The sequence below is a fragment of the Sphingomonas sp. MMS24-J13 genome (assembly GCF_044905095.1).
Lineage (GTDB): Bacteria > Pseudomonadota > Alphaproteobacteria > Sphingomonadales > Sphingomonadaceae > Sphingomonas_I.
Genome location: NZ_CP173258.1, coordinates 4,959,064 through 4,980,848 on the forward strand (window position 1 = coordinate 4,959,064; position 21,785 = coordinate 4,980,848).

General features: G+C 65.4%; 23 protein-coding genes and 1 pseudogene. 12 read left to right on the forward strand and 12 right to left on the reverse strand.

From position 1 onward, the window contains the following. Nucleotides 1-17 precede the first annotated feature (17 nt). The 7 genes and pseudogenes from AB4Z44_RS23205 to AB4Z44_RS23235 form a co-directional block, all read right to left on the reverse strand. On the reverse strand, nt 18-644 hold the full coding sequence (locus AB4Z44_RS23205) for an Isoquinoline 1-oxidoreductase subunit (RefSeq protein ID WP_404712015.1): 627 nt from the start codon (nt 642-644) through the stop codon (nt 18-20). Next, nucleotides 641-2,809 (reverse strand): molybdopterin cofactor-binding domain-containing protein, encoded by a 2,169-nt coding sequence (locus AB4Z44_RS23210; RefSeq protein ID WP_404712016.1) that lies wholly within the window; start codon nt 2,807-2,809, stop codon nt 641-643. Before AB4Z44_RS23210 ends, AB4Z44_RS23205 begins: the two co-directional genes overlap by 4 nt. Continuing rightward, nucleotides 2,806-3,270: a (2Fe-2S)-binding protein gene (locus AB4Z44_RS23215; RefSeq protein WP_404712017.1), complete on the reverse strand. Its 465-nt coding sequence runs from the start codon at nt 3,268-3,270 to the stop codon at nt 2,806-2,808. The genes AB4Z44_RS23210 and AB4Z44_RS23215 overlap by 4 nt, the downstream gene beginning before the upstream one ends. Nucleotides 3,271-3,328: 58 nt before the next feature. Next, nucleotides 3,329-3,663 (reverse strand): annotated as a pseudogene (locus tag AB4Z44_RS23220) (hypothetical protein); the annotation flags it as partial. Nucleotides 3,664-3,759: 96 nt separating this feature from the next. Then, nucleotides 3,760-4,338: a nucleotidyltransferase family protein gene (locus AB4Z44_RS23225; RefSeq protein WP_404712018.1), complete on the reverse strand. Its 579-nt coding sequence runs from the start codon at nt 4,336-4,338 to the stop codon at nt 3,760-3,762. Further along, the gene (locus AB4Z44_RS23230) at nt 4,325-5,248 is read right to left on the reverse strand and encodes an XdhC family protein (protein WP_404712019.1); all 924 of its coding nucleotides are present in this window, start codon (nt 5,246-5,248) and stop codon (nt 4,325-4,327) included. The genes AB4Z44_RS23225 and AB4Z44_RS23230 overlap by 14 nt, the downstream gene beginning before the upstream one ends. A 32-nt stretch (nt 5,249-5,280) precedes the next feature. After that, nucleotides 5,281-6,207, reverse strand: coding sequence for a LysR family transcriptional regulator (locus AB4Z44_RS23235; RefSeq protein ID WP_404712020.1), 927 nt, complete (start codon nt 6,205-6,207; stop codon nt 5,281-5,283). Between the two features lie 122 nt (nt 6,208-6,329). On the opposite strand from AB4Z44_RS23235, the gene AB4Z44_RS23240 reads away from it, so the two are divergent. From AB4Z44_RS23240 to AB4Z44_RS23260, 5 genes are all read left to right on the forward strand, one after another. Further along, nucleotides 6,330-7,031: an SDR family NAD(P)-dependent oxidoreductase gene (locus tag AB4Z44_RS23240; RefSeq protein ID WP_404712021.1), complete on the forward strand. Its 702-nt coding sequence runs from the start codon at nt 6,330-6,332 to the stop codon at nt 7,029-7,031. Nucleotides 7,032-7,410: 379 nt separating this feature from the next. Further along, nucleotides 7,411-7,845 (forward strand): hypothetical protein, encoded by a 435-nt coding sequence (locus AB4Z44_RS23245; protein ID WP_404712022.1) that lies wholly within the window; start codon nt 7,411-7,413, stop codon nt 7,843-7,845. Nucleotides 7,846-8,079: 234 nt separating this feature from the next. Continuing rightward, on the forward strand, nt 8,080-8,442 hold the full coding sequence (locus AB4Z44_RS23250; RefSeq protein WP_404712023.1) for a hypothetical protein: 363 nt from the start codon (nt 8,080-8,082) through the stop codon (nt 8,440-8,442). A gap of 61 nt (nt 8,443-8,503) precedes the next feature. Beyond that, a protein-coding gene (locus AB4Z44_RS23255; RefSeq protein WP_404714235.1) for an IS3 family transposase occupies nt 8,504-9,734 on the forward strand; the annotation gives its coding sequence in 2 pieces (ribosomal slippage) (nt 8,504-8,836 and nt 8,838-9,734; 1,230 coding nt in all). A 189-nt stretch (nt 9,735-9,923) separates the two neighbouring features. Then, nucleotides 9,924-10,652: a TfuA-like protein gene (locus AB4Z44_RS23260; protein WP_404712024.1), complete on the forward strand. Its 729-nt coding sequence runs from the start codon at nt 9,924-9,926 to the stop codon at nt 10,650-10,652. Here AB4Z44_RS23260 and AB4Z44_RS23265 read toward each other — a convergent pair. From AB4Z44_RS23265 to AB4Z44_RS23275, 3 genes are all read right to left on the reverse strand, one after another. Beyond that, nucleotides 10,623-12,719, reverse strand: a complete 2,097-nt coding sequence (locus AB4Z44_RS23265) for a tetratricopeptide repeat protein (RefSeq protein ID WP_404712025.1) — start codon at nt 12,717-12,719, stop codon at nt 10,623-10,625. The genes AB4Z44_RS23260 and AB4Z44_RS23265 overlap by 30 nt on opposite strands. Before the next feature lie 85 nt (nt 12,720-12,804). Next, nucleotides 12,805-13,278 (reverse strand): DoxX family protein, encoded by a 474-nt coding sequence (locus tag AB4Z44_RS23270; protein WP_404712026.1) that lies wholly within the window; start codon nt 13,276-13,278, stop codon nt 12,805-12,807. Between the two features lie 53 nt (nt 13,279-13,331). Continuing rightward, nucleotides 13,332-13,607 (reverse strand): DUF2282 domain-containing protein, encoded by a 276-nt coding sequence (locus tag AB4Z44_RS23275; RefSeq protein ID WP_404714315.1) that lies wholly within the window; start codon nt 13,605-13,607, stop codon nt 13,332-13,334. Nucleotides 13,608-13,823: 216 nt separating this feature from the next. Here AB4Z44_RS23275 and AB4Z44_RS23280 point away from each other — a divergent pair, with 216 nt between their 5' ends. The 5 genes from AB4Z44_RS23280 to AB4Z44_RS23300 all read left to right on the forward strand — a co-directional run bounded on the left by AB4Z44_RS23280 (nt 13,824) and on the right by AB4Z44_RS23300 (nt 16,946). Beyond that, nucleotides 13,824-14,357 carry a sigma-70 family RNA polymerase sigma factor gene (locus AB4Z44_RS23280; protein ID WP_404712027.1) on the forward strand — a complete coding sequence of 178 codons (534 nt, stop codon included), beginning with the start codon at nt 13,824-13,826 and terminating at the stop codon, nt 14,355-14,357. Further along, nucleotides 14,354-14,995, forward strand: coding sequence for a DUF1109 domain-containing protein (locus AB4Z44_RS23285; RefSeq protein ID WP_404712028.1), 642 nt, complete (start codon nt 14,354-14,356; stop codon nt 14,993-14,995). Before AB4Z44_RS23280 ends, AB4Z44_RS23285 begins: the two co-directional genes overlap by 4 nt. A gap of 80 nt (nt 14,996-15,075) precedes the next feature. After that, a complete protein-coding gene (locus tag AB4Z44_RS23290; RefSeq protein WP_404712029.1) occupies nt 15,076-15,339 on the forward strand; it encodes a hypothetical protein in 264 nt (87 codons plus the stop codon). A gap of 39 nt (nt 15,340-15,378) precedes the next feature. Then, on the forward strand, nt 15,379-16,215 hold the full coding sequence (locus AB4Z44_RS23295) for a DUF692 domain-containing protein (protein ID WP_404712030.1): 837 nt from the start codon (nt 15,379-15,381) through the stop codon (nt 16,213-16,215). Next, the gene (locus AB4Z44_RS23300; RefSeq protein ID WP_404712031.1) at nt 16,212-16,946 is read left to right on the forward strand and encodes a putative DNA-binding domain-containing protein; all 735 of its coding nucleotides are present in this window, start codon (nt 16,212-16,214) and stop codon (nt 16,944-16,946) included. The genes AB4Z44_RS23295 and AB4Z44_RS23300 overlap by 4 nt, the downstream gene beginning before the upstream one ends. A 258-nt stretch (nt 16,947-17,204) precedes the next feature. Here AB4Z44_RS23300 and wrbA read toward each other — a convergent pair whose 3' ends face one another. Together wrbA and AB4Z44_RS23310 are read right to left on the reverse strand one after the other, a co-directional pair. Further along, on the reverse strand, nt 17,205-17,804 hold the full coding sequence (wrbA, locus tag AB4Z44_RS23305; RefSeq protein ID WP_404712032.1) for an NAD(P)H:quinone oxidoreductase: 600 nt from the start codon (nt 17,802-17,804) through the stop codon (nt 17,205-17,207). 77 nt (nt 17,805-17,881) lie between these two features. After that, nucleotides 17,882-18,580 carry a pirin family protein gene (locus tag AB4Z44_RS23310; RefSeq protein WP_404712033.1) on the reverse strand — a complete coding sequence of 233 codons (699 nt, stop codon included), beginning with the start codon at nt 18,578-18,580 and terminating at the stop codon, nt 17,882-17,884. A gap of 108 nt (nt 18,581-18,688) precedes the next feature. Here AB4Z44_RS23310 and AB4Z44_RS23315 point away from each other — a divergent pair, with 108 nt between their 5' ends. Then, nucleotides 18,689-19,624, forward strand: coding sequence for a LysR family transcriptional regulator (locus AB4Z44_RS23315; RefSeq protein ID WP_404712034.1), 936 nt, complete (start codon nt 18,689-18,691; stop codon nt 19,622-19,624). A 13-nt stretch (nt 19,625-19,637) separates the two neighbouring features. Continuing rightward, a complete protein-coding gene (gene ligA / locus AB4Z44_RS23320; protein ID WP_404712035.1) occupies nt 19,638-21,776 on the forward strand; it encodes an NAD-dependent DNA ligase LigA in 2,139 nt (712 codons plus the stop codon). The last annotated feature ends 9 nt before the right edge of the window (nt 21,777-21,785 follow it).

Consider the following 21,785-nt stretch of genomic DNA (forward strand, 5'->3'; position numbering starts at 1 on the left):
GGAGGATCTGTTGGCCCTCACGCCGGGCAGTAGGCCCCGCTTTGCGCCCACGCCTTGAACAATGCGCCGAACTCGGCCTGCGTGCCGGGGGCGGGGGTGCGGTTGCCGCCGGGGTGCCAGCCCCAGCCGACCAGATCGTCGGTCGCCATATGCTCTTCCAGCGCGGCCATGTCGCGGCCGCCGTTGCGCGACTTGTCCTTCAACTGGACGCAGATCTGGCCGAGCGTCTTGCCCTGCCAGGCCATTTCGGGCGGCGCCAGCATCCACTTGGGGTTGCCGGGCACGTTAGCCGGATCGAAATTCTTCGCATGGTGGCAAGTCGGGCAATGGAGGCCGGGCGCGCCGATCCCGTCGGCACGGACGACCCACGGCATGTGCGGACGCATCGCATCGGTCTGGGTCGGGCGATCGCCGACCGGGTGACAGTTGAGGCAGCGCGGGCTCTGGATGACCTTGCCGACCTCGGCGAACAATGCGAGCGAACGCGCCTTCGAATCCTTGATCCCGGCAAAGGCCGAAACCGGCTTGAGGCTGGTCGTCATGACCGGTTTCGCCTTGGGCTGCGGCTCGGTCGCGGCGCGTGCGCCGATCGAGGCCAGCATGAGGCCGGCGGCCCCGGCGAGGATGACGATACGCGGGCTCATACGCGCTTCACCATTGGCAGGTGGGTCGGGCGTTCGCGGCCGAGTTTCGCCAGCGCGTTGGCGATGGCCGGGCCGCAGGGCGGCACGCCGGGTTCGCCGATCCCGGTCGGCGCGGCCGTCGATTGCACGATCGTAACCTCCACCTCGGGCATCTCCATGATCCTGAGCGATCGATAATCGTTGAAATTGGATACGGTCGGCTTGCCCGCGACCAGCGGCACCTCGGCATAGAGGATATGGCCGGTGGCATAACCGACCCCGCCCTCCACCTGCGCACGGATGATGTCGGGATTGACCGCCACCCCGCAATCGACCGCCGCCCACACCTTGTGCACGTGCGGCTCGCCATCCTCGCCGATCGAAACCTCGGCGATCTCGGCGACGAAGGTGTTGAAGCTCTCGACCACCGCGACTCCGCGCGCGCGGCCTTTCGGCACCGGCGCGCCGTTCCAGTCGGCCAACTTCGCGACCGCCTTCAGCACCCCGGCCGCGCGCGGCTCGTCCGCCATCATCTCCAGCCGCCCGGCGACCGGATCCTTGCCCGCCTTCTCGAGCAGATGATCGACGAAGGTCTCGACCGCATAGCCGGTATGGGTGTGCCCGACCGATCGCCACCAGAGCGTCGTGACCGGCGAGGGATCGATCGTCGCGGCGCAACGGAAGGCGGGCAGCGCATAAGGCGGCTTGTCCGATCCTTCGACCATCGTGCTGTCGACGCCGTCCTTGACCATCATCTTTTCCATCGGCCCGCCGATGGCGAAACTCTGGCCGACGATGCTGTCGGACCAGGCGATGATCCTGCCGTCCTTCACCGCGCCTTTCATGTGGTGGACGATCAACGGGCGATAATAGCCGCCATGGATATCGTCCTCGCGTGTCCAGTTGAGGCGGATCGTGTGACCCGGCCCGATCGCCTTGGCGACCTCGGCCAGCTCGACCGCGAAATGCGCGTCGCCCGTGGCGCGGCGGCCGAAGCTGCCGCCGGCGATGACGGGCTCGATCCGCACCTTGTCCAGCGGCAGACCGAGCACCTTCGCCATGCCGGGGTGATCGAAGCCGGGAAACTGGCTGCCGAACCGCGCGAGCGCGCTCTGCCCATCATATTCGATATAGCCGCCGAGCGGCTCCATCGGTGCATGGGCGAGATAGGGGAAGACATAGTCCGCCTCGACCAGGGTCGCGCCGGGGGTGGCGAGCGCGGCATCGACATTGCCGGTCGCCTTGGCGATCGAACCGGGTGTGCGCGCGCGGTCGAGATAAGCCTTGGCCATGTCGGCGCTGCCGCGCGGCTCGGCCTTCGCCTCGTTCCAGACGATCTCGAGCGCCTTGCGGCCCTTGATTGCGGGCCATGTGCCCTTGGCATAGACCGCGACGCCCGTCGGGATCTGCTTGACCGCGACCACGCCCTTCACCGCCAGCGCCTTGGTGGCGTCGAAACGCGCAACCGTCGCGCCGAAGCGGGGCGGGTGCGCCACCACCACGCTCAGCATGCCGGGGGCGGTCTGGTCGATCGAGAATTTGGCGGCGCCGGTCGATTTGGCGACGCTGTCGACCCGGCCGACCGAGCGATCATGCCCGATCATGCCGAATTTCGACGGGTCCTTGAGCGGTACGTCCTGCGGTGCCTTGAGCTTGGCGGCGGCGCCGACGAAATCGCCGAAATGGCCCTGCTTGTTGCGGCCGGCATGCGCGATCACGCCCTTGGTGACCGTGATTTCGCCTGCCGGAACGCTCCAGCTTTGCGCCGCGGCCTGCACCAGCAGCCAGCGCGCCATCGCACCGGCCTTGCGCATCTGCATATAGCTGTTGGCCATCGCGGTCGAACCGCCGGTGCCCTGCAGCCCCATGAACAGGTTGGCGTAGAGCGCCTGATTGGCCGGGGCATGCTCGGCCCGCATCTGTGCCCAATCGGCGTCCATCTCCTCGGCGACGAGCGTCGTCAGTCCGGTGAATGGTCCCTGCCCGAACTCGATATGCTTGATCAGCACGGTCACGGTGCTGTCGGGCGCGATATGGACGAAGGCGTTGGGATCGACCGGCGCCGGCCCGCCCGGTGCCTGCGCGGCAAGCCGCCCGAGCCCCATCGGCAGGAACATCGCGATCGTGAGCCCGCCCGCACCCTTGAGCAGCGCGCGGCGGGAAAAGCCCTGATCGTGGATCGTCATGCGGTCGCCCCCAGGCGGTTGGCGGCATCGTGGATCGCCGCGCGGATGCGCACATAGGTCGCGCAGCGGCAGATATTGCCGTTCATCGCCAGATCGATGTCATGATCGCTCGGCTTGGGCTGCTCGCGCAGCAGCGCCACCGCCGTCATGATTTGGCCCGACTGGCAATAGCCGCACTGCGGCACGTCATGCGCGATCCAGGCTGCCTGGATCGCCTTCGCCTCGGCACCCTGGACCAATTCGATCGTCGTGATCTCGCCGGTCGCCTCGGTGATCGGCAGCGAGCAGGAGCGCACCGGCTGATCGTCGATATGCACCGTGCACGCGCCGCACATGGCAACGCCGCAACCGAATTTGGTACCGGTCAGGCCCAGATCGTCGCGCAACACCCACAGCAAGGGGGTATCGTCATCGACATCGACCTCACGCGCGACCCCGTTCACCTTCAGTTTGAAGATCATAGCTGCTCCTGCGAAGGCGCTTTCTATACCGATCGGTATCTGCGCTTACCAGCCCGCCCTACAGCAATTTATCCAGTGTTATCGGCAGGTCGCGGATACGCTTGCCCGTCGCATTGTAGATCGCGTTGGCCACTGCCGCGCCGACGCCGGTGATGCCGATCTCGCCGATGCCGTGCGCGCCCATCGGGGTGTGCGGATCGGGGATGTCGGTCCAGAGCACATCGATCTGGGGAACGTCGAGATGGACCGGCATATGGTATTCGGGCAGGTTCAGGACACGGCGGAGGTCGAATGCATCGACCAGCGCATCAGTTCGAGCGGCGCCGCTGCGTCGGCTTTGACGATAAGCGCGTCCTGGCCGGCACGCGTCAGGATCGCGGTATAGCTCTCATGCACGTGCACCTCATTCCAGCGAACTGGGATCTCCGACGGATATGAGCGCCATCAACGCGCACGCGGCCCCAGGCTTCGCTGGGGCGACGAAATAGTCTAAGGATTCGAGTCTGTTGCACTGGACGGCAGATCGAGCGGCGTGTCGATGTCTGCCAATTCGGCCGGCGAGGCGCTCACCAATCGCGCGTCGCGCAGCAGCGCCCGGGCACCGCTATCTCCGGAAAGCCCTTCAAGGATCGGCCAGAACGAGGCGTCGAATAAAGCCGGCGGGCCGGGCCGATAGCCGTCGGTCGATGCGACGACTTTGTTCCCGCCGAAGCGCGCCAGGAGCGCGTGGATATGCGCCACCGGCACGAAAGGCATGTCGGCGAGCGCAATAAGCACCGCCTGCGGTTGGGCGGTCCGCGCCTCGGCGAGCCCGAGCCTGATCGAGCCGGATTGGCCGGCGGCCGGATCGCGATTGACGATCGCGGTGAATCCGTAGGCTGCGAAATCCGGCCCGTTTGCGGCGGTCACTGCCACTTTGCGCGCAAACGGCAAGGGCGCGAGCATGCGTGCGGCGTGGAGGCCGAGCGGCAGTCCGTCGATCGGCACCGCCAATTTGTCGCGCGGGCCGAAGCGCGAGGACAGGCCGGCCGCCAGCAGGATGACCGCGACCGCCTCAGGCCGGATCATGCAGCGCCTTGACCATGCCCGCGGCGATCGAGAGCGCGATCTCGGCTGCGCCGATCGCACCGATATCGATCCCGGCCGGGCCATCGATGCGATCCAGGTCGGCCGGAACAAAACCATGCGCCGCCAGCCGCTCGCGCCGCGCGGCGTGGCTGCTGCGCGATCCGAGCGCGGCGACATAGCCGGTCTGGGCGGAGAGCGCGGCGACCAAAGCGGGATCGTCGATCTTGGGATCGTGGCTCAGCGTGATGACCGCAGTCGAAGGATCGGGGCGAGCGGCGGCCACCGCCTCGTCGGGCCAGCGATCGTCGAGCGTGACGCCCGGAAAGCGTTCGCTCGTCAGGAAGCGGCCGCGCGGGTCGATCACGGTCGCTTCGATTCCGAGCGTGCCGGCGATCTTGACCAGCGATTGCGCGATCTGGACGGCACCCACCACCAGCAGCCGGCGCGGTGCGGCATAGAGGTTGGCGAAATCGGTCTCCGCCGTGGCCGGTACGAGCCCGCTGCGCCCCGTGGCGAGATCGGTGTGGATCGTGGCTGCGTTCCCATTGGCCCGCGCCACGTCGATCGCCGCGAACAGATCGGGCGGGAAGCCTTCCTGCCCGATCGGCTGGACGAGGATCTCGATCGTCCCCCCACAGGGCAGCCCGACTTCCCAGGCCGCGCCATCGGCGACGCCATATTGGCGCCGCGCCGGTTTGCCGCTCGCGATCACCTCGGCCGCCAATGCCAGTACGTCGCCCTCGACGCACCCGCCCGAGACCGATCCTTCCATCCGCCCGTCGGCATGGATCAGCATGTGACTGCCGCGCGGCCGCGGCGCCGAGCCCCAGGTCGAGATCACGGTCGCGAGCGCCATCGGGGCGCCCTGCCAGCTTCGGAATGCAGCGAGCACGGAGTCATTGTCGGCCATCGCCGCTCAATGCACGTTTGGCGGGTCGACCGCTACGCCTCGCGTTGCTGCCGCGCCGTCCGGCATAGCGATATCACCGTCTCGCGCAGCCAGCGATGCGCCGGATCGGCGTCGACGCGCGGGTGCCACATCGCCGATATCGCGATCTCCGGCGTGGAGACCGGAAGCGGAAAGCTCGCCAGGCCCGCAACACGACCCGGATCATCATCATCGAGACAGGATCGGGGCACAAGCGCCACCAGATCCGATCGGGCCGCAATGCGCAGCGCATCGGGATAGCCCGGTACGATGGCGACGATCCTTCGCCTGAGCCCGATCGCGGCAAGGGCCTCGTCGACGGGACCGGCGAAATCCTCCTTTCGCGACGCCACGACATGGCCGCATGCCGCATAAAACGCGGGCGTCACCCCTTCGGAATGCGCCAGCAAAGGATGATCGATCCGGGCGACGCCGACGAAAGTGTCGCGGAACAGCAGGTGCGTGCGAATTTCCGGAGCCGAAAGCCCCGGCACGCCTATCTCCAGATCGATCCGCCCTTCGCGCAAGGGCTCTGCATCCTTATCCGGCTTGGGCGCAAAACGCAGTCGGACATACGGAGCCGCGGCGGCGACGGCTGCTACCAAAGGACCGGCGAAACGTTCGAATCCCTCATTGGCGCGAAGGGTGAACGTTCGCTCCAGCGTGGCAAGGTCGAGATCGCGGATGTGCGGGCGGAGGACCGCCAGCACGTCGCGCGTCAGGACATGGACGCGATCGCGCAGATCGGCGGCCAGCGGCGTCGGCACGAGCCCGCGTCCGGCGCGAACGAGCAGGGGGTCGCCGGTCGCCGATCGAAGCCGCGTCAGCGTCCGGCTCATGGCGGAGGTGCTCAGGCCCAGCCGGCGCGCCGCCCCGGTGACGCTGCCCTCGGCCAGCAACGCATCCAGCGCGACGAGCAGGTTGAGGTCGGCAGTGTCCATCAGCCCGATCTATCGGCCGGAGATGGCGCTCCGTGCAACTATGATGTGCATTCGATGCGTCTGGCGCCGCTGCGACCGGGCGATCATATCCACCTTCGGCCGCACCATCGAAAGGCAATTCCATGTCCTCTTCCACAGGAACGATCCTGCTCGTCGGCGCCTCGCGCGGCATCGGTCTCGCAATGGCTGCCCAGTTTCTGACCAAGGGGTGGCATGTGGTTGGTACGGTGCGCGGCGCCAGAAGAACCGCGCTGCACGATCTTGCGGATGCGCATGACGGCCAGCTCCAGATCGAGACGCTCGATATGACCGCACCGGACCAGATCGCGGCGCTCCGCGATCGGCTGTCCGGCCGAACGTTCGCGATGCTCTTCGTCAATGCCGGCATCGCCAACCGCTATCCGATGCAGACGATCGGCGAAGTCTCGACCGACGACTTCGTCCAGGTGATGATCACCAATGCGCTGAGCCCGATGCGCGTGATCGAAAGTCTCGATGGTAATGTCGCCGCCGACGGGTTGATCGGGGTAATGTCGTCGGGGCAGGGCAGCATTGCCAACAACCAGACCGGCATGCGCGAGCTCTATCGCGGCAGCAAGGCGGCGCTGAACATGTTCATGCGCAGCTACGCCGCCCGGCATGCCGGAAGTGCGCAGGCGATGGTGGTGATGGCGCCGGGCTGGATCAGGACCGAGCTGGGCGGTCCGGACGCGCCGCTTGCGATCGAGGACAGTATCCCGAGCCTCGTCGATGTGCTCCTTGTGAAGCAGCATCGCCCCGGTTTGGAGTATCTCGATTATCTGGGGCGGACAGTGCCCTGGTGAGAGTGGCAGACGCCGTTCAAATCGCCTTGATGACCGCGCCGGCAAAGTCGATCCTCGGCTGAAAGGACCGAAGGGAGGCTACTCCCGGCCGTTGTGGGTGACGTTGACCATTTTGCCGCGAGCGATGCAGGGTTCGATGCCGCACGGGTTTCATCCGTCGCAGTGGCCGGCTTCGATCGGGATGGCGGGCAACCCTTTCAATCCTCATGTTTTTCCTCTTCCCAACCGCGATCAATCACGCATAGATTGCTGCGCAGACCATGCGAAGACATGGACCGTCGGCTTTGCCGGCCGAAATCAGGGGACGCGATGTGGGTGATGACTGGGAGGGGCCGATTACGCCCGAATACCGGTGCAGGTGCGTGCGGAAGTGGCAGTAATGACGATTGCCGATAATCACGCCCCACAAGCATCTGGGGCCGTAGCATCCGATATCGAGACAAGACGGCTGGTGACGGCAAAAGCCTGGAAACGCGCCGGCGAACTGCCCGGCAAATTCTTTGATGATCCGATGTTATTCGTCAATCCAGCCCTCAACATCCTGCTGGATTTGTACATTTCCTTTCGCGAAAATCGGGAGGTCAACGTCAGTAGCGCCTGTATCGCGTCGGGGGCACCAGCGACAACGGCATTGCGCTACATCACCAGACTGTTGCATCTCGGACTCGTTCAGAAAACCGACGACAAGAAGGACCTTCGTGTCTGTTACGTCGATCTTACGGTTACAGGAAAGGTGCGGATGGAACAGTCGCTCGACGCCGCGGTCGATAGCGACAAACGGCTAGGGTTGGCGCGACTGCGTTTCGAAAAATAGATCCCGTCCCAGGACGGCTCGATATGTCAGCACGGCCAAGTAAAGGCGGCGGGAGCCATCCCATCGACCCCATCGAACGTGCCGTCGCCCAAGTAACGACCTTCGAAGATTTAATCGTCTTCGTCGCTTCTTTTTCTCTTCCCTGGAAAGAGCAAGCCGGCATAAATCTTCCAGGCGCCGACCATGCAAAGACGTGGCGCACAGGCGTGATACGCCAGGTGGAGAGGGCGTCAAATGCATAATAACGAAGATATAGTGAGCGATGAAGCGCGTGTAATTTCAACGCTTGCTACGGATCCAGGTGATGGCGCGCCCCCGCCCATCGAGGCGCGGCGGCTGCTTCTGGCCAAGGCCTGGAAGCGCGCCAATGAAGTACCCGGCAAGGTGTTTGGCGATGCCATGCTGTTCGTAAATCCGCCGCTGAACATCCTGCTCGATCTGTACATCTCATACCGTGAAGGGCAGGCGATCAATGTCAGCAGCGTGTGTCTGGGCTCAGGCGCGCCTGCGACGACGGGCTTGCGCTATATCGCCCGGCTGATGGAGATGGGCTTGCTGCACAAGACCGAGGATGCCCGCGATCACCGCGTGAGGTAGCCCCCGAAATCGCCTGACAGGTCCTCGCTCTTAGATAAGAGTGAGCCGTATGACCGACGATATGCCTAGGCGCTACGAGCGCGTGGAGGTTCTGTCCGGTGTCCAGCGCCGGAGGCGCTGGACACCGGAAGAGAAGATTCGAATGGTCGAGGAGACCTATCTGCCGGGGATGAGCGTCTCGCTCGTGGCCCGCCAGCATGGTGTCGGCGCCAATCAGCTATTCACCTGGCGACGCCTGATGAGCCAGGGAGCGCTGACAGCCGCGACCGCCGGCGAGGAAGTCGTGCCAGCCTCCGACTATCGCGCGCTGGAGGCGCAGGTGGCCGAGCTTCAGCGTCTGCTCGGCAAGAAAACCATGGAGAACGAGATCCTCCGGGAAGCCGTCTCCCAGGCCGCAGGCCCAAAAAACTTCTGTTGCGCTCGACCTCGTTGCCGAAGGGTGGCCAGTGAGCGCGGTGGCGGAGGCGGTCCGTATCTCGCGACCTCATCTCTCCACCATGCGCCATCGCGGACCAGTACGCCGCCGGGGGCGACCGCCGCTTCCCGACGGTGATCTCGTCGCCGATATTCGTGCGCTGATCGTCGATCTGCCGACCTACGGCTATCGTCGCGTTCATGCGCTGCTTCGTCGCCAGGCCGAACGGCATGGACGACAACCGCCGAATGCCAAGCGGATCTACCGAGTCATGAAGCTCCATGGCCTGCTGCTGCAGCGACACAGCGGATGTGGCGAGGAACGTCGGCACGATGGCAGGGTTGCGGTCGATACCCGCAACAGCCGTTGGTGCTCCGATGGGCTTGAGATCGCTTGCGACAATGGCGAAAAAGTCCGCGTCGCCTTCGCTCTCGATTGCTGCGACCGGGAAGCCATGGGGTTCGTCGCGACCACGGGCGGAATTTCCGCCGGCGATGTCCGCGACCTCATGGTCGCCACTGTCGAGCATCGCTTCGGAAGCATCAACAGGCTGCCCCACGCCATCGAATGGCTGACTGACAACGGCAGCTGCTACACCGCACACGACACCCGGCGTTTCGCGCGAGACATCGGCCTCGTCCCGCGCACCACGCCTGTCGAGAGCCCGCAAAGCAACGGCATGGCGGAAGCCTTCGTCCGAACCCTCAAGCGCGATTATGCACGCGTCAGCGCCAAGCCCGATGCGCAGTCCGTGATCGACCAGCTCCCGATCTGGCTCGATCACTATAATGAGGTGCATCCGCACCGCGCGCTCGGCTACAGATCACCCCGCGAATTTATCGCAATCTCCAACCGCGAGAATCCGTCAGGCCTTTAGGGGGCAACAACACCGCGTCCAATATGTCGCGCTCACGGCGGCGGGGCTGGCCTCGATGGCGCTGACGCTCGATAGCGTGGCAGACGGCGACAGGAAACTGGGTCTCGATCGTATCCATCTCGTCCAATAGGTCGATCGCGATGGGGCGGTCTGCTTCACTCCACGCGAAACCAGCCCTAAGGATCGCGGATGAGCCCAAAGATCATCCTTTTCGCGGGGCCGAGCCTGCAGCGGGAGCGCGGCGTATTGCCCCCGGGCTTCGATCTGCGCCCGCCGGCGAAATGCGGTGATCTGCTGGCGACGTTGCGTGAGCGGCCGGCAGCGGTGTTGCTCGTCGATGGTGTGTTCGAAACTGGCCCGACCGTTTGGCACAAGGAAATCCTGCTGCTGATCGAGGCCGGGATCGCCGTCTATGGTGCAGCCAGCCTCGGCGCATTGCGCGCCGCCGAACTCGATCTGTACGGTATGATCGGGGTCGGTGCGGTCTACGAAGCGTATCGCGATGGGAAAATCGATCGCGACGATGCGGTGATGGTGTCGCACGCCCCGGCCGAACTGGGGCATGCGCCGCTTACCCTGGCGCTCGTCGACGCGGAGGCCTCCATCGTAGCGAGTGGTCTCGATGCGGCGGTCGCGCAGGCTGCAATCCGGATCGCGCGGGCAATGCCCTTTCGCGATCGGACGTGGGATGCGATCTTCACGCGGCTGGCGGTAGCGATCGGCGAGGACTCCGCGGCCGATGCGGCCGATCGTCTGCGGCAATGCGCGTTCAGCCAGAAAATGCGCGACACCGATCTGCTGATCGGCACGGTCGCTCGCGAAATCCGCCGTCCCGAGGCGGCCGCCCCCGTCCCACGCACCGTCTATGTCGAACGGCTCGTGCGCGCCTCAGCCGATCTCGAGGCCAGCCGCGATTAGGCCGTCGCGGAACAGGTCGCGCCCGGCCTGATGGTGGATCGGCGAATAGAGCAGAACCGATTCATAGATATTGCGATCGGTCATCGGCAGCATTCCCTGCCAGATCCCGCGGAAGCCCGCGCGCACCTCATCCGCAGCCTGCTCCATACCGGGCCAGGATCCCATCAGCGCGCGATTGGCAAGACGGAAGGCGCGATAATGAAGCGCCTCGTGGCGCGAGACCTCGAACTGCCCCTCGGCCCCGTCATGATCGCCGAGGAACAACTGCAGCACGCCCATGTCGCTGAAATATTCGTCGGGCGGGAAGGGGTTGAGCTCGAATGCCCGGCGCAGCAGATCGCCGGCATGATCGAGATCGCCCATATGGGTGTAGGCGACCCCGAGCTCGTTCAGGCAATCGGCATGGTTGGGGCAAAGTTCCAGAGCCTCCTCGAACTTCGCATTTGCCTGCCGCAGGTCGGCGCGGCGCATATAGCACCAGCCCATGCCCGCCCGCGCAAGTGCCGAGGTCGGCGAGATCCGCGCGGCATGGCTGTAGAGGTCGAAGGCGCGCTTGCGCAGCGGCATCGGATCATGGCCTGCGATCCGCTCGTGGAAATCGGTATTGTAGAGCCGCGCGAGGCTGAGATGCGCGTTGACCAGATTGGGATCGCGCGCGACTGCCTGCTCGAACAGGGCGGCTGCCTCGCGGCTATGGTCGAGGCTGCTCGACGAGAGCGAGATGGTGCGCCCGCGCAGATAGAGGCTGTAGGCGGTCTCGGCGCCCTGCTCGCCGGTGGCGATGCGGTGGGTCAGGTCGCGCTCGACCACCGGCATCACCGCGCCCGCCGCCTGCGCGACGACATCGTCCATCGCCTCGCCCAATCCGAACCGCCCGAGCGAGGATTTGCGCGACCATGCGACCATCCCATCCGACAGCCGTACCAGCCGCCAGGTCAGATGAAGCGACTTGCCGGTCGGCCGCATCGACCCCTTGAGCGAGTAGGACGAGATCGAACTGCTTTGCGCCGCCTCCAGCCGCTCGATGCTCGGCTCGGGCACAGACAGCACACGCAGGTCGGCGACCCCGCCGAGCGCCGTCTCGATCTCGCTGGCGCAGACCTGCGCGAGCAGCATGTCCTCGCTGTCGCCGCCGACCAGTTCGATCGGCAGGACCAGCACGACCGGCGGCTCGATCCCGCTCTGCCTGGGCGACGGATGAAAGGTCGTGGGCGCCACAGTCAGCGGCCCTGCGACCGTCGCCGCGACGGGGCGCATCGCGGTGAGCCGGCGGAACACGTCTTGGGTCTGCGGCGAAGGGACGGTATCATATTCATCTTTCAGCGTGCGTTCGAGTGCGCGGTAGCGCCGGTGCAATCCGGCCAGATCACCTGCAAGACTGTCCAGTTCGAGGCCCGCGCGCGCGGCGACCTCGTCGGCCGGATCGATCCGCTGCAGCGACGCGATGATCGGCCGGCCGTAAGCGACCTCGTCCGCCTGCACAGACTGGACCTGATCGAGCAGCAGGGTACGCAACTGGCCGATCTTGCGTTCGCGCTCGACCAGCAGCCACGAATTGAAATCATTGTCGATCCCATCGAGATCGGCAAGCGGGCGGCCGTCCGCACGATCCACCGCCGCGGTGAGCTGCGCCAGCCCGCCTTCGGTGGCGAGGCCCGCCAGTTCCTCGAGTTCGGTCTCCACCAGACCGGGCACCAAGGCGATCTCGCGACGATCCACCCGCAGTGCACCGGCGAGCCCAAGTGTCGTGGCACGCAATTCGGTGAGTGCCTGGCGCAGGCTGGCGCGCGCCTGCTCTTCGCCGCGATCGCCCCACAGCAGGCCGGTCGCGCGATCGCGCGTGATCGACTGGCCGGGCGAGACGGCGAGATAGGCGATCAGCGCGGTCGCCTTGCGCGATCGGATCGCGACCAGGCTGTGGGTCTGGCGATCGACGATCTCGAAGCTGCCGAAAGTACGAGCGAGAAAACGCGGGGGCGGTGTGCTTGACGCACGCGGCCGCCCGTTCCCCGAAGCTTCTGGAGCCTCAATGACGGCTTGCCGCCCCGGCGCTGACCCCTGACTCATGATCCTGCCTGCGATCCCCCGACAGTTGAGACTCGCTAGCGACGATATATGATCAAGCCAAGGGGCATGGATAAATGATTAACGATCAGCGCGTGCTCCCCCGCGCCTCTTTCGAGAAGGATGAAGAGCGTACGACCCGATCGAGCGACCATGCGCCGCCGCCTTTGGCGATCAGCGGTAGCAAGATCGCCGCCCAACTGAGATGGGTCGGCCATGCATCGGGATAGACGAAGATCTCGATCACCATGGTCATGCCGAGCAGCGCCGCCGCCGAGAGCCGCGTGGCCAAGCCGAGCACGAGCAGGGTCGAAAAAAGATGTTCCGATACCGTCCCCGCCACCGCGGCGAGCTCGGGCGGGATAAGCGGCAATGCATATTCGCTGCGGAACAGTTCGTAAGTGGCGGGCGTGATCGTGAACAGACCTTCGACCTTGGTCCGCCCGGACAGAAAGAAGATGCTGGCGATGCCCAGGCGGGCGACCAGCAGCAGAGCGGCATCGGGCATCAGCGCGGAAACGCGGGTGGTCGCGCGATCGTAGAGCGCAAGCAGGGGGAGCATGGCGGTCTCCTGAAGAAGCGACCGGAGCGCATTTACCGCTCCGGCCATGGCGATCACGCCTTGGGGGTGAGCGATCCGTTGCCCTTGGGGGTTTTGGTCGTGACGCAGGTGCCGGCCTTGACCAGTTTCCAGGCATTGCCCTGATAATTCACCTTCGATGTGCCGGCGCAGCTCGTGCCGGCCCCCGCCTTGCAATCATTCTTGCCGGCCAGCGCAACGCCGTAGCATTTCTCCATCGGCTGGGAGGCCTGCGCGCTGGCGGAGGAGGCGGCGGCGCCCGCAATGGCGAGGGCGAGGCCGGCGGCGATGGCGGCATGGGTCGAACGCATGAGAAAGTCTCCCTTGTTGTGTCGCCTCTCGCGCAGCCCGGCGTGGAAACCGGGCCGCGCGGTGACCGGGAAGGAGGCGGTGAAACCGGTCACCCTGCCCATTCGCGGGGCGGTTCGACCGGGTTACAAAAGGCGCCACCGGAATATTTTCGCTTATCCGCGCCGCGCGCTGTAACCATCGGCCGGTCTGTGCCGAACGGGCTCGAGGGAGTGCGAATGCGAGCCAGCGAGGAACAGTTGCGGACCATGATGATCGGCGGTCTCGACGGCAATGCCGCCGACCATGCCGCCTTGCTGCGCGCGCTGATCCCGCTGCTCGAAAGCTTCTATCGCCGTCGCTCGACCGGCGACGATGTCGATGATCTGATCCAGGATACGTTGATTGCGGTCCACACGCGGCGGGCCACCTATGATCGCGATCGCCCGTTCACGGCGTGGCTGTTTGCGATCGCGCGGTACAAGATGGTCGATCATTTCCGCGCCAACCGGCGCACCGTCCCGATCGAGGGGTTGGAAGAGATACTGGTCGCGGAAGGGTTTCAGGATTTAAGCGATGCACGGATGGACGTCGATCAATTGCTGCAGACATTGCCGCCCAAGCAGGCGCGCATGATCCGCGCGACCCATATCGACGGGATGAGCGTGGCCGATGCCGCGTCGGCCGACGGGATCGGCGCATCGGACGTCAAGGTGTCGGTCCATCGTGGCCTCAAGGCGCTCGCCGCCCGTTTGCGGGGGGATGCGCGATGAAGACCGATCAGCTGATCGACAGGCTCGCCGCCGATGTGCGGCCGGTGCGTCGTTATGCGGTCGGCCGGCGGCTCGGGCTCGGCGTCGCCGCCGGTGCCGCGATCTCGGCCTTGCTGCTCGCGGCCAGCCTCGGATTTCGTCCCGATCTCGCGCATGCGATGCACGGCTTCACCTTCTGGATGAAGTGGACCTACACGATCTCGCTCGCGATCGGCGCGATCTGGGCGACCGCGCAACTGGCGCGCCCCGAGGGGGGCAGCCTGCGTGGGCTGTGGCTGATGGCGATCCCGGTCGTGCTGCTGGCCGGCGTCGGCGTGGTCGAGCTGATCCGCACGCCACAGACCGAATGGCTGGCGATGTGGCTCGGCCATAGCTGGCGGGTGTGCCCGTGGCTGGTGCTGACCTTGTCGATGCCGATCTTCATCGGCCTGCTCTGGTCGTTCCGGCGGCTGGCGCCGACGCGGTTGCGCGCGGCGGGTGCGGCGGCGGGACTGGCGGCTGGGGCTTTTTCGGCGACGGTCTATTGCCTCCATTGTCCCGAGGTTTCGGCGCTGTTCGTGCTGACCTGGTATTCGCTCGGCATCCTGCTCGCCGCCGCGTTCGGCGCGTTGGTCGGGCCGCGCCTGCTGCGCTGGTAATTTTTGCGCGTGCTGTAACCGGGCGCGCGGCGGGCCCGAATGGGAGAGGCCAATCCGGCAATCCCAAGGGAGACCCAACCATGTTCACCGTTCGCACCGGCGTCAGCCTCGCCACCTCCGCCGCGCTCGTCGCTTTCGCCGCCGCCGTTCCGAGCACTGCGGTGCTGGCGAAGGGCGCGGCCGCCGTCCATTGCTATGGCGTCAACAGCTGCAAGGGCCAGTCCGACTGCAAGTCGGGCAATCATGACTGCAAGGGCATGAACGATTGCAAGGGCCAAGGCTTCAAGGAGCTTTCGGCCAAGACCTGCAAGGCACAGGGCGGCAGCCTGACCGCGCCGAAGTGAGCCTTATCGGCCCGGCCGGTTGGCCGGGCCACCCTATGGATGATACGCCATGACGATCCCCCCTTCGCCGGCTTTGGCCTTGGCCTGCGCAAGCCGCATTATGCCGAATTTCTCGAACATCGGATCGGTGTCGATTTCGTGGAGCTGATTTCGGAGAATTTCATGGTCGATGGCGGCCGGCCGCGCCAGATCCTGCGCGACGTGCGGGCCATGTATCCGGTCGCGCTCCATGGCGTGTCGATGTCGCTCGGCTCGGCCGACGGGCTCGACGGCGCCTACCTCCAGCGGTTGCGCGCATTGGTCGACGAGATCGCGCCCCTGTTCGTCTCGGATCATCTGAGCTGGTCGCGGATCGAGGGCTTCAATGCCCATGACCTGTTGCCGCTGCCGTATACGCAGGAGGCGCTCGATACGGTCTGCGCCAATGTCGATCGCGCGCAGACCGCGCTTGGCCGCGCGATGCTGATCGAAAATCCATCGAGCTATATCGCGTTCGACGGCGCCGACATGAGCGAATGGGATTTCCTCGACGCTTTGTGCGCGCGGACCGGCTGCGGCCTGTTGCTCGACGTCAACAATGTTTTCGTCAGCGCGACCAACCACGGTTTCGATGCGATGGCATATCTCGACGGCATTCCCGCCGATCGAGTCCGCCAGATCCACCTCGCCGGGCATAGCCGGGGGCGCGAATTGCTGATTGACACGCACGATGCGCCGGTCTGCGCCGATGTATGGGATCTTTATGCCTATGTCCTGCCAAAGCTCGGCGCGGTCGCGACGATGATCGAACGCGACGATGCGATCCCGCCGCTCCACGAATTGCTCGCTGAACTTGGCACGGCGCGCACGATCGGCGCGGAAAGGCTGGCGGCATGAGCCTGCTCGTCTTGCAGCGCCAGTTCGGCGCGTGGCTGCGTGACGGGGATGCCGAACGGGCGTCGGCGGGGATGACGGTCTACCAGAATAACTACCGCGGCTCGCTCACCGCCTGCCTCGAGGAAAGCTTCGCGCGGACGCGCGACTGGATCGGCCAAGCGGCGTTCACCGAGGCGACGATCCACCATATCCGGCGCGTGCCTCCGAGTAGCTGGACCCTCGACGCGTATGGCCGCGATTTTCCCGACATGCTGGCACTGCTTTATCCCGATGATCCCGAGGTGGCCGAGCTCGCGTGGGTCGAATGGGCGTTGGGCGAGGCGTTCGTCGGTCCCGATGCCCCGGTGATCGGCGCGGCCGACGTCACCGACGTGGATTGGGATCGCGCCACACTCCATTTCACCCCGACGCTCGATCATCGCGCGATCGCGACCAACGCACCGGCAATATTGGCGGCTCTGATGGCGGGGGAGATGCCACCGGCCGCCGAAATCCTGCCCGAACCCGGCGCTGTGTTCGTCTGGCGCGAGCATTTCACCGCGCGCTTCCGAACGATCGAGCAGGCTGAGCTTCACGTGTTGCTGCTGGCGCGCAGCGGGCTCCCGTTCGCTTCATTATGTGAAGCGCTGGTTGCGGGGCTGGGCGAGCAGGGTGGCATCGCGCTTGCGGGCGCTTGCCTCGGTCAATGGCTGGCCGACGGAATGGTCTGCCGCATCAATGCCGCGGCTTGACCCTGCAAAAATAAAATAAGCCTATGAAAAATTTACTATGCGGAGCATTTCCGCGGCGAGACCATTATATGCAGCGGGTGATGCTTCGCGCTCACCTATCGGAGAGGGCGGCTTTTAGCCAATCCCTGAAGGCTGGTCTTCAACCCCCGGACATCAGCCTTCGTCTCTGAAGCGGCGGCGGGCTTTAACGCGGCCCGCTGCCGCTACTGAGCTTAAAAAGCCTCCCCACGATTTCGTGGGGAGGCTTTTCAATGTGGCTTACCCGAACAGCTTGTTTGCGATCTCTGCGACATGCTTGCCCTGGAAGCGGGCGCCATCCAACTCGACCGCGCTCGGCTGGCGGCTGCCGTCGCTATGCGCGATCGTGGTGGCTCCGTAGGGGCTGCCGCCTTTCATTTCATCGACGCCCATCTGGCCTGCGAAGCTGTAGGGCAGGCCGACGACCACCAGCCCGAAATGGAGCATGTTGGTGATCATCGAGAACAAGGTCGTCTCCTGCCCGCCATGCTGGCTCGCGGTCGAGGTGAAGGCCGCGCCGACCTTGCCGTTGAGCTTGCCGCTCGCCCACAGGCCGCCGGCCTGGTCGAGGAACGCCGCCATCTGCGACGGCATGCGGCCGAAGCGGGTGGGGGCGCCGAAGATGATCGCGTCATAATCGGCGAGTTCGGCGACGGTGGCCACCGGGGCGCCCTGATCGAGCTTGAAATGTGCACCTTTGGCGATCTCTTCAGGCACCGTTTCGGGCACGCGCTTGACCACGACTTCGGCACCGGCTTCGCGCACGCCTTCGGCCACGGCCTGCGCCATCTGCTCGATATGGCCGTAGCTGGAATAATAGAGGACGAGGACCTTGCTCATATGACGTCTCCCTGGGGATAGATGGACCGATGGATAAAGTCCGCTCACCCGAGGGTGAGCGGACAGGCGGGGGATGGTTAAGCTGCGTCGACCAGCACCAGTTCGGCATCTTCCAATGCCGTGATGGTCAGGGTCTCCAGCGCGCTGATGGCGACGCCGTCACGCGCATTGATGCGGGTGCCGTCGATCTCGACGACGCCGGTGGCGGGGACGAGGTAACCGTGACGATCGGCGCCGAGCGGATAATCGATCGACTCGCCGGCCTTGATCGTCGCACCCAGCACGCGGGCGTCGGTGCGGATCGGCAGCGCCTCGCGATCCTCGTCGAAGCCCGAGGCGAGCACCACGAACTGACCGGCACGATCGCCCTTCGGGAAGGGCCGGGCACCCCAGCTTGGCGCGCCGCCGCGCTGGTTGGGCTGGATCCAGATCTGGAAGATCCGGGTATCCTTGTCCTCCATATTATATTCGGCATGCTGCACGCCGCTGCCCGCCGACATCACCTGGACGTCGCCCGCTTCGGTCCGGCCTTTATTGCCCAGATTGTCCTGATGGGTGATCGCACCCTCGCGGACATAGGTGATGATCTCCATGTCGCGGTGCGGATGCGGCGGGAAGCCGGTCTTGGGAGCGATCACGTCATCATTCCAGACGCGCAGCGCGCCCCAGTTTGTCCGCTTCGGATCGTAATAATCCGCGAACGAGAAGTGATGGTGCGCGTCCAGCCAGCCATGGTTGGCGCCGCCAAGCGTATCGAAAGGGCGAAGCTCGATCATGTCATTCTCCGTGCCGGCCGTGGGGGCCGGCGTCGGGGTTCAAGATAGGGCTTGGCAGGATCGAGAAAATAGCAATGATGGCAAGACAATGTTGCCTGGAGTTTGCCGATGAGCCTGCCCGATTTCGACGCCTGGGCTATATTCGCGAAGATTGCGCAGACTGGATCGTTCGCGCGTGCCGCGGCCGATCTCAATCTCTCCAAGCCGACCGTATCGAAGGCGGTCACCCGGCTGGAGCAACGGCTGGGCGCGCCTTTGCTCCACCGCACTTCGCGTCGCCTGTCGCTGACCGAAACCGGGCGTGCGGCCCTTGCCCGCGCCGCGCGGATTCTTGCCGAAGGCGAGGCGGCCGAAGCCGAGGCGTCCGATCAGGCCGAGCGCCCGCGCGGGCTCGTGCGGATGGCAGCACCGATGTCGTTCGGGATGGAGCATCTGGCCTCTGTCCTGCCCGATTTCCTCAAACTCTATCCCGAGGTCGATCTCGATCTCCAGCTATCGGATGCGATGATCGATCTGATCGGCGGCGGCTATGATCTGGCGCTGCGCATCGCCGCGCTTCAGGATTCGAGCCTGCGCGCGCGGCGGCTGTGCGCGGTGCGGCTGCCGGTCGTGGCAGCGCCGATCTATCTGGAGGCGCATGGCATGCCCGATCATCCGCGCGATCTCGCGCGGATGCCGGCCTTTCTCTATACCGGATCGCCGACGCCCGAGACCTTGCGGCTGCACCATGCGCAAGAGGGCGATTATGCAGTGCCGTTGAAGGGCCGGCTGCGATCGAACAATGGCGATCTGTTCCTCGATGCGCTGCGCGCCGGGCACGGCTTTGCGGTGCTGCCCGAGTTCATGATCTGGCGGGATCTTCAGGCGGGCCGGCTGATCGAGATCCTGCCTGATTGGGCCAATACGGTCGCGCTGAACCTGATCACCCCACCCAACACGTTGCGCCCGGCACGGGTGAAGGTGCTGATCGACTTCCTGAGCAAGCGCTTCGCCAGGGCACCGTGGGTAACCGAAACGCCGGTTGACCCGGTGGAGCCCGCGTGATGAAGCAACGCCGATGGACGATATCGCGACGCTGAGCGAAACCGAGGCCGCCGCCGAGCTGGAACGGCTCGCCGCGGAGATCGCGCACCACAATCGCCTTTACCATGATCAGGACGCGCCCGAGATTTCGGACGCCGATTACGATGCGCTGGTCCGCCGCAACCTCGCGCTCGAGGCGGCTTTTCCGCATCTGATCCGCGCCGACAGCCCGTCGCGGCAGGTCGGCTCCATCCCGAGCGGACCGCTCGCCAAGGTGCGGCATGCCCGACCGATGCTCAGCCTCGACAATGCCTTCTCCGACGAGGAGGTGACCGATTTCGTCGATCGCGTACGCCGCTTCCTGCGGCTCGGCGAGGAAGAGCCGGTGGTGCTGACCGCCGAACCCAAGATCGACGGCCTGTCCTGCTCGCTGCGCTACGAAGGGCGCAAGCTGGTCCAGGCGGCGACGCGTGGCGACGGGCAGGTGGGGGAGGATGTCACCCCCAATGTGGCGTTCGTCAGCGATATTCCGCAAACTCTGCCGGACAGCGCGCCCGATCTCTTCGAGATACGCGGCGAGGTCTATATGGCGAAGGCCGATTTCGCCGCCTTGAATGCGCGCCTGCTCGCCGAAGCGCGCGAGGCCGGCGACGAGAGCAAGGCACGCCAGTTCGCCAACCCGCGCAACGCCGCCGCCGGTTCGCTGCGCCAGAAGGACGCCAACGTCACCGCAACCCGGCCGCTGCGCTTCATCGTGCATGGCTGGGGCGAATATTCGGAGTTGCCGGCCGAAACCCAGACCGGTGTGATGGACGCGATCGAAAGCTGGGGATTCGCGCCCTCGACGCATCGGCGGAAATGCGCCGACGCCGCGGAAGCGCTCGATCAATATCGCGCGATCGAGCGGCTCCGCTCCGATCTGCCGTTCGATATCGACGGCGTCGTCTACAAGGTCGATCGGCTCGATTGGCAGGAAAGGCTGGGGCAGGTGGCGCGTGCGCCGCGCTGGGCGATCGCGCATAAATTCCCGCCGCAGCAGGCCGAGACGACATTGGAGCGGATCGACATTCAGGTCGGTCGCACGGGCAAGTTGACGCCTGTGGCGCGGCTGACGCCCGTCACCGTCGGCGGCGTGGTCGTCACCAACGCGACCCTCCACAATGCCGACGAGATCGAGCGCCTGGGCGTGCGCCCGGGCGATCGGATCAGGCTCCAGCGTGCGGGCGACGTCATTCCGCAGATCGTCGCCAATCTGACGCGTGACGAGCCGCGCGCGCCGTGGGTCTTTCCGCAGGTCTGCCCCGAATGCGGATCGGCTGCCGAGCGCGAGCTGGGGGAGGTCGACTATCGCTGCACCGGCGGGCTGATTTGCCCTGCCCAGCGGGTCGAACGGCTGCGCCACTTCGTCTCGCGCCATGCGCTCGACATCGAAGGGCTCGGTATCACCAGCATCGAGAGTTTTTTCCACGACAAGCTGCTGGAGACGCCCGCAGACATTTTCCGCTTGAGCAAGGATCAGTTGCTCAAGCGCGAGCGCTGGGCCGAGCTGTCTGCGACCAACCTCATCAACGCGATCGATGCGAAGCGTACGCCCCCGCTCGATCGCTTCCTGTTCGCGCTCGGCATTCGCCATGTCGGTGAGGTAACTGCTCGTGATCTGGCGCGCCGTTACGGCAGCATGGACGCCTTTCTGGCGATGATCAATTCGGCGATCGAACAGCGGGAGGCAATGGTGCCGGCCGTGGGCGAGCCTGACGGGAAATTCGCGACGCGCCAGGCCAAGGAACTGGTCGCGATCATCGACACCCAGCAGGTCGGCCCCGAGGTGGCGCAGGCGCTGATCGATTTCTTTGCCGAACCGCACAACAGGGATGCGGTCGACGATCTGCTTGCGCAGGTCGAGGTTCAACCGGTGGTGTTCGAGACAAGAGCGTCCAAGGTTTCGGGCAAGACCGTCGTCTTCACCGGCAAACTCGAAACGATGAGTCGCGACGAGGCCAAGGCGCAGGCCGAACGGCTGGGGGCCAAGGCGGCGGGATCGGTCTCGGCCAAGACCGATCTGGTGGTGGCGGGGCCCGGCGCGGGATCGAAACTCAAGCAGGCTGCCGCGCTCGACATTCCGGTGATCGACGAAGCCGGCTGGGCGGCGATCGTGGCCGAGGCCAACGCTTGATGCCGGTTT

Coding starts and splice junctions, on each gene's coding strand:
- AB4Z44_RS23215 (WP_404712017.1), bottom strand. CDS start 3,270: ATGATCTTCAAACTGAAGGTGAACGGGGTCGCGCGTGAGGTCGATGTC.
- AB4Z44_RS23245 (WP_404712022.1), top strand. CDS start 7,411: ATGACGATTGCCGATAATCACGCCCCACAAGCATCTGGGGCCGTAGCA.
- AB4Z44_RS23290 (WP_404712029.1), top strand. CDS start 15,076: ATGTTCACCGTTCGCACCGGCGTCAGCCTCGCCACCTCCGCCGCGCTC.
- wrbA (WP_404712032.1), bottom strand. CDS start 17,804: ATGAGCAAGGTCCTCGTCCTCTATTATTCCAGCTACGGCCATATCGAG.
- AB4Z44_RS23295 (WP_404712030.1), top strand. CDS start 15,379: ATGATACGCCATGACGATCCCCCCTTCGCCGGCTTTGGCCTTGGCCTG.
- AB4Z44_RS23280 (WP_404712027.1), top strand. CDS start 13,824: ATGCGAGCCAGCGAGGAACAGTTGCGGACCATGATGATCGGCGGTCTC.
- AB4Z44_RS23270 (WP_404712026.1), bottom strand. CDS start 13,278: ATGCTCCCCCTGCTTGCGCTCTACGATCGCGCGACCACCCGCGTTTCC.
- AB4Z44_RS23265 (WP_404712025.1), bottom strand. CDS start 12,719: ATGAGTCAGGGGTCAGCGCCGGGGCGGCAAGCCGTCATTGAGGCTCCA.
- AB4Z44_RS23240 (WP_404712021.1), top strand. CDS start 6,330: ATGTCCTCTTCCACAGGAACGATCCTGCTCGTCGGCGCCTCGCGCGGC.
- AB4Z44_RS23275 (WP_404714315.1), bottom strand. CDS start 13,607: ATGCGTTCGACCCATGCCGCCATCGCCGCCGGCCTCGCCCTCGCCATT.
- AB4Z44_RS23210 (WP_404712016.1), bottom strand. CDS start 2,809: ATGACGATCCACGATCAGGGCTTTTCCCGCCGCGCGCTGCTCAAGGGT.
- AB4Z44_RS23260 (WP_404712024.1), top strand. CDS start 9,924: ATGAGCCCAAAGATCATCCTTTTCGCGGGGCCGAGCCTGCAGCGGGAG.
- AB4Z44_RS23300 (WP_404712031.1), top strand. CDS start 16,212: ATGAGCCTGCTCGTCTTGCAGCGCCAGTTCGGCGCGTGGCTGCGTGAC.
- AB4Z44_RS23225 (WP_404712018.1), bottom strand. CDS start 4,338: ATGATCCGGCCTGAGGCGGTCGCGGTCATCCTGCTGGCGGCCGGCCTG.
- AB4Z44_RS23285 (WP_404712028.1), top strand. CDS start 14,354: ATGAAGACCGATCAGCTGATCGACAGGCTCGCCGCCGATGTGCGGCCG.
- AB4Z44_RS23230 (WP_404712019.1), bottom strand. CDS start 5,248: ATGGCCGACAATGACTCCGTGCTCGCTGCATTCCGAAGCTGGCAGGGC.
- ligA (WP_404712035.1), top strand. CDS start 19,638: ATGGACGATATCGCGACGCTGAGCGAAACCGAGGCCGCCGCCGAGCTG.
- AB4Z44_RS23310 (WP_404712033.1), bottom strand. CDS start 18,580: ATGATCGAGCTTCGCCCTTTCGATACGCTTGGCGGCGCCAACCATGGC.
- AB4Z44_RS23235 (WP_404712020.1), bottom strand. CDS start 6,207: ATGGACACTGCCGACCTCAACCTGCTCGTCGCGCTGGATGCGTTGCTG.
- AB4Z44_RS23250 (WP_404712023.1), top strand. CDS start 8,080: ATGCATAATAACGAAGATATAGTGAGCGATGAAGCGCGTGTAATTTCA.
- AB4Z44_RS23315 (WP_404712034.1), top strand. CDS start 18,689: ATGAGCCTGCCCGATTTCGACGCCTGGGCTATATTCGCGAAGATTGCG.
- AB4Z44_RS23205 (WP_404712015.1), bottom strand. CDS start 644: ATGAGCCCGCGTATCGTCATCCTCGCCGGGGCCGCCGGCCTCATGCTG.